The sequence below is a fragment of the Mycobacterium intracellulare ATCC 13950 genome, assembly GCF_000277125.1.
GTDB classification, from domain to species: domain Bacteria; phylum Actinomycetota; class Actinomycetes; order Mycobacteriales; family Mycobacteriaceae; genus Mycobacterium; species Mycobacterium intracellulare.
Genome location: NC_016946.1, coordinates 1,872,543 through 1,885,817 on the forward strand (window position 1 = coordinate 1,872,543; position 13,275 = coordinate 1,885,817).

The window sequence follows — 13,275 nt, forward strand, 5'->3', positions numbered from 1 at the left end:
ATACAGGAGAGGACAGCGTCATGGCCGTGATGACGGGTACACCCGGGGCCGAGAAGTCCGGCCGCGCCTACGACGAGATCGACCTGTCCTCGCGGGCGTTTTGGTCCACGACCGCGGCGGATCGCGAACGCTCCTTCGCCGTGCTGCGCGCCGAGCGCCCGGTCAGTTGGCATCCTCCGGTCGAAGACTCGCTGATGCCCGATCCCACCGATCCCGGCTTTTGGGCGGTCACCCGGCGCGCCGACATCGTCGCGGTCAGCCGCAACAACGACGCCTTCCTGTCCGGCCAGGGGGTGATGTTCGAGAGCATTCCCGTCGAGCTGCTCGAGGCGTCGCAGTCGTTCTTGGCGATGGATCCGCCGCGGCACACCAAGTTGCGCAAGCTCGCCCACGCCGCGCTGAGCCCGCGGCAGGTGCGCCGCATCGAAGACTCGATCAAGGCCAACGCCAAGACCATCGTCGAAGAACTGCGGACCGCCGGCAGCGGTGCGGATTTCGTCGACCACTGCGCCAAGGAGCTGCCCATCCGGACCCTCTCGGACATGATGGGAATCCCGGAATCCGAGCGCGAGCGCATGGCGCACGCCACCGACGCCCTGGTCTCCTGGGCCGACCCGGAATTCCTCAACGGACGTCCGGCGATGGAAGTCCTGGTCGAGAACCAGCTGTACCTTCACCAGGTCGTCGGCACCCTGGCCACGGAACGCCGCGAGCGCCCGGGCGACGACCTCATCAGCAGCCTGGTCACCGCCGAAGTCGATGGGGACCGCCTGGAAGACGCGGAGGTGGCCGCGTTCTTCGTGCTGCTCTCGGTGGCGGGCAACGACACCACCCGCCAGACCATCAGCCACACCCTGAAGGCGCTCACCGATTTTCCCGACGAAAAGGCTTGGCTTCTCCATGATTTCGACAACCGGATCGGTACCGCCGTCGAGGAGTTCATCCGGTGGGCGACCCCGGTCATGACCTTCCGCCGCACGGCGGCAACGGATATCGAGCTGGGCGGTCAGACCATTCTGGCGGGGGAGAAGGTGGTGATGTTCTACCCGTCCGGCAACTGGGACACCGACGCGTTCGACCATCCCGAACGCCTGAACCTGGCGCGCGACCCCAATCCGCACGTCGGTTTCGGCGGTGGCGGGCTGCACTTCTGCCTCGGCGCGCACGTCGCCCGCGCGCAGCTGCGCGCCATCTTTCACGAGCTGTTTCGTCAGCTGCCCGGCATCCAGGCGGGCGAGCCGACGTACCTGGCGGGCAACTTCGTGCACGCCGTGCGCAGCATGCCGTGCACCTTCTAATGCGTTGTCAGCGGCGATAACTCGTCGGCGAGCAGCGCGAGCAGTTCGGAGCAGCCGCCGTCGACCTTCACCGTGGCCAGGTCGTCGCCGCGGGTGCTGCCGCGGTTGATGATGGCGACCGGGATGCCCAGGGCGGCCGCGTGCCGCACGAATCGATAACCGGAGAACACCGTCAGCGACGACCCCGCGACCAGCAGCGCGTCGGCCTCGTCGACCATCCTATAGGCTGCTGCCACAACGTCTTTGGGAACGCTGTCGCCGAAATAGACGATGTCGGGTTTGAGCATGCCGGCGCAGCGCACGCAGTCGAGGTAGCGGAACGACGCGGTATCGGCGACGACGGCGTCGGCGTCGGGAGCCACCGCCAGCCCGCCGATCGCCTCGGCGCGCTCGATGAATCCGGGGTTGAGCGCCTCCAGCTGTTCGGCCAGCGCCGCGCGGCTCACGGTGTGGCCGCAGCTCAGGCAGATCACCCGCGCGTAGGTGCCGTGCAGGTCGATGACGTTGCGGCTGCCGGCCTTGGTGTGCAGCAGGTCGACGTTCTGGGTGATGACGCCGGTGACCACCGACGCGTCCTCGAGCGCCGCCAGCGCCCGATGGCCCGCGTTGGGCAGCGTGTCGGCCATGTGCCGCCAACCGACGTGGTTGCGCGCCCAGTACCGCTGCCGAAACGCCGCGTCGCCGGTGAACTGCTGGATGGTCATGGGGTTGCTGGGCGGTGAATCGGGCCCGCGGTAGTCGGGGATGCCGGAATCGGTCGATACGCCCGCGCCCGTCAGCACCGCGATCCGGCGCCCGGCCAGCAGCGTGACCAACTCGGGGGATTCTGCGCGGGAGACGGTCACCTGCCCAGGGTACGGATCAGGCCGGGTCCAGGCAGTCCGCCGCGGTCGTGAGCTCGGCGGACATGTTCTGCTCCATCATCTTGCAGGCCGCCGCGCCCAGGTCGGCGTCGATGTGGGCGACCGCATCGGTCGGGATCACGACGGGGAAGTGCCGCACGTACGCGTCCAGGGCCGTGTACAGGATGCATTGCTCGGTGACCTGGCCGGTGATGATCAACCGCTTGGTGTCCAGCCGGCTCAGCAGGTACGCCAGCGCGGTCGAATAAAAGGCGCTGTGGCGGACCTTGGTCATCAGCCGGCTGCCTTCGGCGGGCGCGATCGGCTTCACCAGATCGGGCCGCGCGCCGTCGAGCGCCGAGCGGACGATCCCGGAGAACTCGGCGGTGAAGTCGCCGTAGTTGTCGTTGACATAGATCAGGTCGACCTCGTCGGACGTGCGTGCCCGCCGGACCAAATCGGTCAAAGGCTCGATGATCTTCTCGACATTGGGTATTAGATCGTCAGCGTCGGGATGTTGATAGGTATTCATCATGTCGACGACCAGGACCGCAGTGTCGCTCATGGCGTTGGGGATACCCGGCGGCGAGGAGTTGACACCCCCGAGGCGACAATGGAAGGGCGATGGACTTTTACAACGCTTACAGCCAGGGCTTTGCCCGCGTCGCCGCGTGCACGCATCACACCGTCATCGGTGACCCCGCGGCGAACGCCGAGGCGGTCCTGCGGATGGCCCGGGAGTGCCACGACGACGGCGTAGCGCTGGCCGTTTTCCCGGAGCTGACGCTGTCCGGTTACTCCATTGAAGACATCGTCCTGCAGGACCTGTTGCTCGACGACGTCGACAGGGCCGTCGCGGACATCGTCGCGGCCTCCGCCGAGTTGTTGCCGGTCCTGGTGGTCGGCGCGCCCGTCCGCCACCGGCACCGCATCTACAACGCCGCCGTGGTCATCCACCGCGGCGAGGTGCTCGGCGTGGCGCCGAAGTCGTACCTGCCCACCTATCGGGAGTTCTACGAGCGCCGCCAGATCGCGCCCGGCGACGACGAGCGCGGCACCATCCGGCTCGCGGGGGTCGAGGCGCCGTTCGGTCCCGATCTGCTGTTCGCCGCCTCCGACCTGCCCGGCCTCGTGCTGCACGTGGAGATCTGCGAGGACATGTTCGTGCCGATTCCGCCCAGCGCCGAGGCCGCGCTCGCGGGTGCGACGGTGCTGGCCAACCTTTCCGGTAGCCCGATCACCATCGGCCGCGCCGAGGACCGCTGCCTGCTGGCCCGTTCGGCCTCCTCTCGTTGCCTGGCCGCCTACGTGTATTCGGCTGCGGGCGCGGGCGAATCGACGACCGATCTGGCCTGGGACGGGCAGACCATGGTGTTCGAAAACGGTGTCCTGCTGGCCATGTCCGAGCGCTTTCCGATGGGGGAGCGGCGCAGCGTCGCCGACGTCGACCTCGAATTGCTTCGCTCGGAACGGCTCCGGATGGGCACGTTCGACGACAACCGGCGCCACCACCGGACGACGGCGGAGTCGTTCCGGCGCATCGAGTTCCGGCTTGACCCGCCTGGCGGCGACATCGGGCTGTGGCGTGAGATCGAGCGGTTCCCCTTCGTGCCCGCCGACCCGCAACGGCTGGAACAGGATTGCTTCGAGGGCTACAACATCCAGGTCGCCGGCCTCGAACAGCGTTTGCGCGCCCTGAATTTCCCGAAGGTCGTCATCGGGATATCCGGTGGGCTGGACTCGACGCACGCGTTGATCGTCGCCGCGCGGGCGATGGACCGCGAACAACGCCCGCGCAGCGACATTCTGGCGTTCACCCTGCCGGGCTTCGCCACCGGGGACCGCACCAAGCGCAACGCGATCGAGCTGTGCCGCGCCCTGGGTGTGACGTTCGCCGAGATCGACATTCGCGAGACCGCGCAGCTGATGCTCAAGGAGATCGATCACCCCTTCTCGCGCGGTGAGAAGGTCTACGACGTCACCTTCGAGAACGTCCAGGCCGGCTTGCGCACCGACTACCTGTTCCGGCTGGCCAACCAGCGCGGTGGCATCGTGCTGGGCACCGGCGACCTGTCCGAGCTGGGCCTGGGCTGGTCGACTTACGGTGTCGGCGACCAGATGTCGCATTACAACGTGAACGGCGGCGTGCCCAAGACGCTGATCCAGCACCTGATCCGCTGGGTGATTTCCTCGCAGCAGTTCGAGTCGAAGGTCAGCGAGGTGCTGCAGTCCGTGCTCGACACCGAGATCACGCCTGAGCTGGTTCCCAGCGGCGAAGAGGAAGAGCTGCAAAGCAGCGAGGCGAAAGTCGGCCCGTTTGCGCTGCAAGACTTTTCACTGTTCCACGTGCTGCGGTATGGCTTCCGGCCATCGAAGATCGCGTTTCTGGCCTGGCATGCGTGGAGCGATCCCGAGCAGGGCAACTGGCCGCCGGGATTTCCCGAAGACAAGCGTCCGTCGTACTCGCTCAAGGAAATTCGGCACTGGCTGCAGGTATTCGTGCAGCGGTTCTACTCGTTCAGCCAGTTCAAGCGTTCGGCATTGCCCAACGGGCCCAAGGTGTCGCACGGCGGCGCGCTGTCGCCGCGGGGTGACTGGCGCGCCCCCTCGGACATGTCCGCACGCATCTGGCTCGACGAGATCGAACGCGAAATCCCCGAGGACTAGGGCGCGGCCGCCGCGGGCAAAGCGGCTAGGACGCGTTCTGAAGCGCCTTGTCGATCGCCTCGGCGTCCGGTGCGCAATCACCGGCGCCGGGAACCAGCGTCGCCAGCGCGCCGGCGGCGCAGGCGCGGCGTAGCGCGAGTCGCCGCTCATCCGCCGAGCCGGGATTGGGCGGCCAGTTCGCGGCCAGCACACCGGCGAACACGTCGCCGGCGCCGGTGGTGTCCACCGCGTCCACCGCGGGGGAGGGCACCGAGTACTCGCCGTCGGCGCCGGCGTAGCGCGCGCCGCGCGAACCCAGGGTGACCACCAGGTGTGCTGGGCGCCAAGGCCATTCGTTGGCCTCCTCTTCGTTGGTGATGACCACGTCGGCGGCGGCCGCCAGCTCGCCCAGCGAAGCGGGATCCTGGCCGGCCGGTGAGGCGTTCACGACGACGACCGCTCCGGCCGACCGGGCGTGTTGCGCCGCCGCGATCGCCGTGTCGACCGGAATCTCCAGCTGGGTCAACATCACATCGCAGTCTGCGACCACGCCGCGCGCGCGGTCATCGGTCAGCGTGAACCGCCCGTTGGCTCCCGGCGCCACGACGATTGTGTTCTCGGCGTTGGCATCGACGACGACGACGGCGGTGCCGCTGGGCCCGGGGATTTCCACGGCCCCGTCGAGCCCGACACCGTTGGCCCGCAGGTGGGCGCGCAACTGCTCGGCGGCCGGGTCGTCGCCGACGGCCCCGACGAACTGCACGCGCGCGCCCGCACGCGCGGCTGCCACCGCCTGGTTGCCGCCCTTGCCGCCGGGGGCTTGTGTCATCGACGACGCCAACACCGTTTCGCCGGGCCGCGGGAGGGCGCCTACGCCCAGCGACAGATCGATGTTCACGCTGCCCACTACGCATACCCCTGCCATGGGGCCCGACGTTAGTCGCGTCGCGATGGCGATGCACACGTGGGGCACCGGCGCTTTGGACGCCCAATCGCATCACGGCAAACGCATCAATATCTCCGCGTGCGCGCGCTAGTCTGCTGCGTGAGGAGCTGGATCCCGAGAAAAGGGGCAGGCAATTGACGACCAGCGAGCTAACCGATGCCGCACCCCGCATCGAACCCGGCCCGGCTCACCAGCCCGTCACGCGTACGCGCCAGCCGCGCAGCCGTTTCCGGTTCGGCATCCAATCCAAAATCCTGATCACCATGCTGCTCTCGAGCATTTTGGGCGTCGCGGTGATCGGTCTCATCGGAGCCGTGTCCGGCCGCACCGCATTGCGGGAAGTCGAATCCGAACGGCTCATCGAGATGCGCGAGTCCCAGAAGCGGGCAGTGCAGGCGTTGTTCAGGGAGCTGACGAGTTCGCTGATCGTGCAAAGTGGCGGTTTCGGCATCAACGAAGCGACGGCGAACCTCAGCACCGCCTTCGCCCAACTGGCCAACGCGAACATCACGCCGGCCGAAGAACAGACCCTGGTCAATTACTACGAAAACGACATGATCAAACCGATCAAACGGATCACCGGTAACGCGATCGATCTCAAGGCGGTGCTGCCGAGTTCCAACGCGCAGAAATACCTTCAGGCGCACTACACCGCGGCGCCCAGGCCGACGGCCGACTCGCCGCCCGCCGAGGACGCCGGCGACGGCAGCGCGTGGTCGGCCGCCAACGCCCGCTTCGACTTTTTCCTGCGCGGCATCGTCACGCGTTTCGATTACCGGGATGCGCTCCTGCTGGACATGCAGGGCAACGTCGTCTACAGCGTCATGAAGGGTCCGGATCTGGGGACCAACATTCTCACCGGTCCCTATCGCGGATCCAACCTGCGTGGCGCCTACCAAAAAGCCGTGGCGTCCAACGATGTCGACTTCGTCTGGATCACCGACTTTCAGCAGTATCAGCCGCAACTGGACACCCCCACCGCGTGGGTGGTGTCGCCGGTCGGCATGAACGGCAAATTCGAAGGGGTCATGGCCCTGCCGGTGCCGATCGGGAAGATCAACACGATCATGACCGCCAACAAGCATTGGGAAGCCGCGGGGATGGGTCCGGCCACCGAGACCTACCTGGCCGGCCCCGACGACCTGATGCGTTCCGACTCAAGGGTATTCATCGAAGACCCGAAACAATACCGGCACGAGGCCATCGAGGCCGGCACCCCGCCCGACGTCGTGGACCGGGCCCTGCGGCTGGGGGGCACCACGTTGGTCCAGCCGGTGCCGACCGCGGGTCTTCGCGCCGCGCAGCGCGGGGAAACCGGCGTCATGAGCGCCACCGACTACACGGGCAATCGAGAGTTGGAAGCCTACGCGCCGCTGGACATCCCCAACTCCGATCTGCACTGGTCGATCCTGGCGACCCGCGACAACTCCGACGCTTTTGCGCGGCTGGGCCGGTTCAGCAAGAACCTCGTGATCGCAGTCACGGCAATGATTTTCGCCATCTGTGTGGCCTCGATGTTCGTCGCCCAGGCGGCGGTGCGCCCGGTCCGGCGCCTCGAGGAGGGAACCCGAAAGATCAGCTCCGGCGACTACGACATCAACATCCCGGTGCGCACCCGCGACGAAATCGGCGATCTCACGGCGGCTTTCAACGAGATGAGCCGCAACCTCGCGATCAAGGAGGAGCTGCTCAACGAGCAGCGCCGCGAGAACGATCGCCTGATGCTGGCCCTGATGCCCGAGTCGGTGCTGCAGCGTTATCGCGAGGGCGAGGAGACCATCGCCCAAAAACATCAGGACGTCGCCATCATCTACGCCGACATCGTCGGCCTCGACGAAATGTTCACCGAGATGCCGGAAGACGAATTGGTGGGCACCGTCGACGAACTTTTCCGGCAGTTCGATTCGGCCGCAGAATCCCTTGGTGTCGAACGGATCCGCACGTTCCACAACGGTTATCTCGCCAGCTGTGGGGTCGTCACCCCGCGACTGGACAGCATCCACCGTGCCGTGGACTTCGCCCTCGAAATCGGCCGCATCATCGATCGGTTCAACAGCCAAAGCCGCCATCAGCTGGGCCTTCGCGTCGGCGTCAACACCGGCAACGTGGTCAGCGGATTGGTAGGCCGCTCCGGCCTGGTCTACGACATGTGGGGCGGCGCGGTGAGTCTGGCCTACCAAATGCACAGCGGCGCACCGCAGGCCGGCATTTATGTCAGCTCGCAGGTGTACGAAGCGATGCGTGATGTCCGGCAGTTCACTGCGGCGGGCACGATTTCGGTCGGCGGGACCGATCAGGCCATCTACCGGTTGCTGGAGCGGTGATGAACATCTTCGGCTCGTCATGGTTCTACTGGGCGGTCGGTATCGCGATCGGATTGCCGGTCGGGATGATCCTGCTGACCGAACTACACGATGCGCTGCTGCGCAGGCAAAGCCCCCTGGCCCGGCAGGTCGGATTGCTGCGCAACTACCTGCTGCCGCTCGCCGCGCTGTTGTTGCTCCTGGTTCAGGCCTCGGGGATTCCGGCCGGCGACATCCCGGTGCGCATCCTCACCACCGTGTTCGGCCTGCTGGTGGTGGTGCTGCTGTTGTCCGGGCTCAACGCGACCGTGTTCGAGCGGGCTCCCGAAAAGAGCTGGCGCAAAAGGCTTCCCACCATCTTCATCGACGTGGCCCGCATAGCGCTGATCTGCGTCGGCCTGGCGGTGATGTCGTCGTACATCTGGGGTGTGCGGATCGGCGGGGTGTTCACCGCGTTGGGCGTCACGTCGGTCGTCATCGGTCTGATGCTGCAGAACTCGGTCGGGCAGATCGTCTCGGGCCTGTTCATGCTGTTCGAGCAACCGTTCCGGATCGACGACTGGCTCGACACCGGCACCGCGCGCGGACGCGTCGTCGAGGTGAACTGGCGCGCCGTACACATCGACACCGGCAGCGGAATCCGGATCATGCCGAACGCGGCGCTGGCCACCACGTCGTTCACCAACCTCAGTCGCCCGCCCGGGCCGCACAAAGTGGCGATCACGACGACCTTCTCCGCCGCCGACGCGCCCGACCGGGTGTGCGCGGTGCTGTCGCGGGTGGCCCGGGCGCTGCCACAGCTCAAGCCCGGCAGCGTGCCTCGCTCGGTGCCCGTGGGCGCCGGCGAGTATCGCACGACGATCGGGTTGGACTCACCCGCCGACGCCGGCGCCGCGACGGCCACGTTCCTGCGGTGGGCCTGGTACGCCGCCCGACGGGAGAATCTGCACCTCGACGACGCCGATGACGACTTCTCGACGGTCGAACGCGTGGAGCACGCGCTGCACGAGGTGGTGGCGCCGGCGCTGCGGCTCAGCACCGAAGAACAGCGGTCATTGCGCTCCTCGGCGCGAATCGTCCGATACGGCACCGACGAGCTCGTGGAGGACGCCGGACAGGTGCCCACGGCGATGACGTTCCTGGTGGCCGGCCGGGTGCAGCTCACCGCCACCGCCGACGACGGGACGGTCGTGCCCATCAGCACCCTGTCCGAGGGGGCGTTCCTCGGACTGACGGCGTTGACCCGCCAACCCAACCTGGCCAGCGCGTATGCGGTCGAAGAGGTCACGGCGCTTGAAATCGACCGAGAACACATCGAGCATCTCGTGATGCGCGCACCGGCGCTGCTGCAGAACTTCGGCACCATCCTCGAGGAGCGGCGCAGCAAGGTGCGCACCGCCCGGCGCGGCGAGCGCGTCGGGTAGATCGGCCCGCGTCACCCGGGCTTTTGCGGCCGGATACCCTGGTTCAATGAGTCTGCAGGCACCATTGCGCAGCGGAGCGGCCCAACAGCGGGAGCCTGATTTGCGCCGGGAGGTGCACGACGCCGCCCGCCGCGCCCGCGTCGCCTCCCGTGTGCTGGCATTGTTGCCGACCGTCGCCAAAGACCAAGCGCTGCGCTCGGCGGCCGACGCCGTCACCGCCCACGCGGAATTGATCCTGTCCGCCAACGCCGAAGACGTCGAGGCCGCCCGCGCCGCCGGAACGCCGACCGCGATGCTCGACCGACTGGCCTTGGATACCAAGCGAGTTGAGGGCATCGCGGCGGGCCTGCGTCAGGTCGCCGGGCTCCCCGATCCCGTCGGGGAGGTGTTGCGCGGCTACACGCTGCCGAACGGGCTGCAGCTGCGCCAGCAGCGGGTCCCGCTCGGCGTCGTCGGAATGATCTACGAGGGCCGACCCAACGTGACCGTCGACGCGTTCGGCTTGGCGTTGAAGTCCGGCAACGCCGTGCTGTTACGCGGCAGCTCGTCGGCGACCCGGTCCAACCAGGCGCTGGTGCAGGTGTTGCGGGCGTCGCTGGTCAGCGAGGACCTGCCGGCCGATGCGGTGCAGCTGCTTTCGTCCGACGACCGCGCCACGGTGACGCATCTGATCCAGGCGCGTGGCCTGGTCGACGTGGTGATCCCGCGCGGCGGAGCCAACCTGATCAACGCGGTGGTCCGCGACGCGCAGGTGCCCACGATCGAAACCGGGGTCGGCAACTGTCACGTATACGTCCACGAGGGCGCCGATCTGGACGTCGCGGAGCGGATCCTGCTGAATTCCAAGACGCGTCGGCCGAGCGTCTGCAACGCCGCGGAGACGCTGCTCGTCGACGCCACGATCGCCGAGGAGGCGTTGCCGCGTCTGGTGACCGCCCTGCAAGACGCCGGCGTGACCGTGCATGGGGGCTTTTCCCAGGACGCACACGAGGACGATCTGCGGCGCGAGTACTTGTCGATGGACATCGCGGTGGCGGTGGTCGACGGTATCGACGCCGCGATCGCCCACATCAACGAGTACGGCACCGGCCACACCGAGGCCATCGTGACCACCAATATGGCTGCGGCGCAACGGTTTACCGACGCTATCGACGCCGCGGCGGTGATGGTGAACGCGTCCACGGCGTTCACCGACGGGGAGCAATTCGGTTTCGGAGCCGAAATCGGCATCTCCACCCAGAAATTGCACGCCCGCGGTCCCATGGGGCTGCCCGAACTGACCTCGACCAAATGGATCGCGTGGGGAGACGGACAGACGCGTCCGGCCTGAGATCCCCGTGCAGAAAGCGTTTTAGGAGAACCGATTGTGAGTGTGCCCGCCCGGTCAAAGCCGCTGTTCGAGGACATCGACGACGTCTCGCGGCGGTTGGCCGAGACCGGCTACCTGCCCGACACCGCCACCGCGACGGCCGTGTTCCTGGCCGACCGCCTCGGCAAGCCGTTGTTGGTGGAGGGCCCGGCCGGCGTGGGCAAGACCGAATTGGCCCGCGCCGTGGCCCAGGCCACGGGGTCGGGCCTGGTGCGCCTGCAGTGCTACGAGGGGGTCGACGAGGCCCGCGCGCTCTACGAATGGAACCACGCCAAGCAGATTTTGCGCATCCAGGCCGGCTCCGGGGACTGGGACCAGACCAAGGACGACGTGTTCAGCGAGGAGTTCCTGCTGCAGCGTCCGCTGCTGACCGCCATTCGGCGCACCGAGCCCACGGTGCTGCTCATCGACGAGACCGACAAGGCCGACATCGAGATCGAGGGCCTGCTGCTGGAGGTGTTGTCCGACTTCGCCGTGACCGTGCCCGAACTGGGCACGATCACCGCCGAGCGCACGCCCCTGGTGGTGCTGACCTCCAACGCGACCCGCGAACTGTCCGAGGCGCTCAAGCGTCGCTGCCTGTTCCTGCACATCGACTTTCCCAGCCCCGATTTGGAACGCCGCATCCTGTTGTCCCGCGTTCCCGAGCTGCCCGCACACCTGGCCGAGGAGCTGGTGCGCATCATCGGCGTGCTGCGCGGGATGCAACTCAAGAAGGTGCCGTCCATCGCCGAGACCATCGACTGGGGCCGCACGCTGCTCGCGCTGGGCCTGGACACCATCGACGACGCGGTCGTCGCCGCCACACTGGGCGTGGTGCTCAAGCATCAATCCGACCAACAGCGCGCGGCCGGCGAGCTGCGGCTCAACTAGGAACACCGCCATGGCCGCCCGCCGCATACGCCCCTCCCGGCCGCTCGCCCCGCACGGGCTGCCCGGGCACCTGGTCGGCTTCGTGGAAGCGCTTCGGGCAGCGGGGATTTCGGTCGGCCCGTCGGAGACGGTGGACGCCGGCCGGGTGATGGCCACCCTCGGTCTGGGCAACCGCGAGGTGCTGCGCGAGGGGATCGCGTGCGCGGTGTTGCGCCGGTCGGATCATCGCGAAACGTATGACGCCATGTTCGACCTGTGGTTCCCGGCGGCGCTGGGCGCGCGCGCGGTGGTCGCCGAGGACGAGGCCGACGACACCCCAGACGACAACGCGTTGCCACCCGACGACGTCGAGGCGATGCGCCAGATGCTGCTGGATCTGCTGGCCGACAACCCCGATCTGGCCGACATGGACGAGCGCCTGGTGGCGATGATCGCCCGCATCGTAGAGGCCTACGGGAAATACAGTTCCAGCCGGGGCCCGTCCTTCTCGTCCTACCAGGCGCTCAAGGCGATGGCCCTGGACGAACTCGAGGGCAAGCTGCTGGCCGGGCTGCTCGCCTCCTACGGCGACGAACCCACACCCACACAGGAGGAGATCGCCAAAGCCCTTGCGGCGCAGCGGATCACCCAGCTGCGCAAGATGGTCGACGCTGAGACCAAGCGGCGGACCGCGGAGCAACTGGGCCGCGATCACGTCCAGATGTACGGCATACCCCAGCTTTCCGAGAACGTCGAATTCCTGCGCGCCTCCGGCGAGCAGCTGCGCCAGATGCGCCGGGTGGTCGCGCCGTTGGCGCGGACCCTGGCGACCCGGCTGGCCGCGCGCCGGCGGCGCAGCCGCGCCGGGTCGATCGATCTCCGCAAGACGCTGCGCAAGTCGATGTCCACGGGCGGGGTGCCGATCGACGTGGTGCTGGCCAAGCCGCGCCCCGCCCGGCCCGAACTGGTGGTGCTGTGCGACGTCTCCGGCTCGGTCGCCGGCTTCAGTCACTTCACCCTGCTTCTGGTACACGCTCTGCGCCAACAGTTCTCGCGCGTTCGCGTGTTCGCGTTCATCGACACCACCGACGAAGTGACCCACATGTTCGGGCCCGAGGCCGACCTGGCCGTGGCCATCCAGCGGATCACCCGCGAGTCGGGCGTCTACAGCCGCGACGGCCATTCCGACTACGGCAACGCGTTTGCGTCTTTCGTGCAGGCGTTCCCGAACGTGCTCTCCCCGCGCACCTCGCTGTTGGTGCTGGGGGATGGCCGCACCAACTACCGCAACCCGGAAACCGAGCTGCTGTCGCACATGGTGACCGCCAGCCGGCACGCACACTGGCTGAACCCCGAGCCCAAGCATCTGTGGGGAAGCGGCGACTCGGCGGTGCCGCGCTATCAAGAGGTCATCGCCATGCACGAATGCCGGTCCGCCAAGCAGTTGGCCGCGGTGATCGACCAGCTGCTGCCCGTGTGAGGTCGCTGCTGCCCGTGTGAGGCCACGGCTGCCCGTGGGAGGTCCTGGCCGCACCTCTTGTCACACCAGTCACGGCAGTCTCCGTCCGAGACGACACTGCTTGCGCCCACCTCCG

At 67.5% G+C, this 13,275-nt stretch carries 10 protein-coding genes; 7 read left to right on the top strand and 3 right to left on the bottom strand.

What is annotated here, in order from left to right:
- Positions 1–20: 20 nt before the first annotated feature.
- The gene (locus tag OCU_RS33885; RefSeq protein WP_014379681.1) at positions 21–1,298 is read left to right on the top strand and encodes a cytochrome P450; all 1,278 of its coding nucleotides are present in this window, start codon (positions 21–23) and stop codon (positions 1,296–1,298) included.
- Here OCU_RS33885 and OCU_RS33890 read toward each other — a convergent pair.
- Complete coding sequence (locus tag OCU_RS33890; RefSeq protein WP_014379682.1) at positions 1,295–2,143, bottom strand: NAD-dependent protein deacetylase; 849 nt, start codon at positions 2,141–2,143, stop codon at positions 1,295–1,297. The genes OCU_RS33885 and OCU_RS33890 overlap by 4 nt on opposite strands.
- A gap of 16 nt (positions 2,144–2,159) precedes the next feature.
- Positions 2,160–2,705, bottom strand: coding sequence for a cysteine hydrolase family protein (locus OCU_RS33895; RefSeq protein ID WP_008255223.1), 546 nt, complete (start codon positions 2,703–2,705; stop codon positions 2,160–2,162).
- 59 nt (positions 2,706–2,764) lie between these two features.
- Between OCU_RS33895 and OCU_RS33900 the strand changes: the two genes are divergently transcribed.
- The gene (locus tag OCU_RS33900) at positions 2,765–4,807 is read left to right on the top strand and encodes an NAD(+) synthase (protein WP_014379683.1); all 2,043 of its coding nucleotides are present in this window, start codon (positions 2,765–2,767) and stop codon (positions 4,805–4,807) included.
- A gap of 25 nt (positions 4,808–4,832) precedes the next feature.
- On the opposite strand, the gene OCU_RS33905 is transcribed toward OCU_RS33900, so the two are convergent.
- Positions 4,833–5,711: a ribokinase gene (locus OCU_RS33905; protein WP_080587925.1), complete on the bottom strand. Its 879-nt coding sequence runs from the start codon at positions 5,709–5,711 to the stop codon at positions 4,833–4,835.
- Between the two features lie 155 nt (positions 5,712–5,866).
- On the opposite strand from OCU_RS33905, the gene OCU_RS33910 reads away from it, so the two are divergent.
- The 5 genes from OCU_RS33910 to OCU_RS33930 are packed head-to-tail and all read left to right on the top strand — an operon-like array spanning position 5,867 to position 13,160.
- The gene (locus OCU_RS33910) at positions 5,867–8,056 is read left to right on the top strand and encodes an adenylate/guanylate cyclase domain-containing protein (protein ID WP_008255227.1); all 2,190 of its coding nucleotides are present in this window, start codon (positions 5,867–5,869) and stop codon (positions 8,054–8,056) included.
- Positions 8,056–9,459, top strand: a complete 1,404-nt coding sequence (locus tag OCU_RS33915; protein ID WP_009953582.1) for a mechanosensitive ion channel domain-containing protein — start codon at positions 8,056–8,058, stop codon at positions 9,457–9,459. Before OCU_RS33910 ends, OCU_RS33915 begins: the two co-directional genes overlap by 1 nt.
- Before the next feature lie 46 nt (positions 9,460–9,505).
- Positions 9,506–10,789, top strand: coding sequence for a glutamate-5-semialdehyde dehydrogenase (locus OCU_RS33920; RefSeq protein WP_026071540.1), 1,284 nt, complete (start codon positions 9,506–9,508; stop codon positions 10,787–10,789).
- A gap of 36 nt (positions 10,790–10,825) precedes the next feature.
- Positions 10,826–11,701 carry an AAA family ATPase gene (locus OCU_RS33925; RefSeq protein ID WP_008255233.1) on the top strand — a complete coding sequence of 292 codons (876 nt, stop codon included), beginning with the start codon at positions 10,826–10,828 and terminating at the stop codon, positions 11,699–11,701.
- Between the two features lie 10 nt (positions 11,702–11,711).
- Positions 11,712–13,160: a vWA domain-containing protein gene (locus OCU_RS33930; protein ID WP_009953585.1), complete on the top strand. Its 1,449-nt coding sequence runs from the start codon at positions 11,712–11,714 to the stop codon at positions 13,158–13,160.
- The last annotated feature ends 115 nt before the right edge of the window (positions 13,161–13,275 follow it).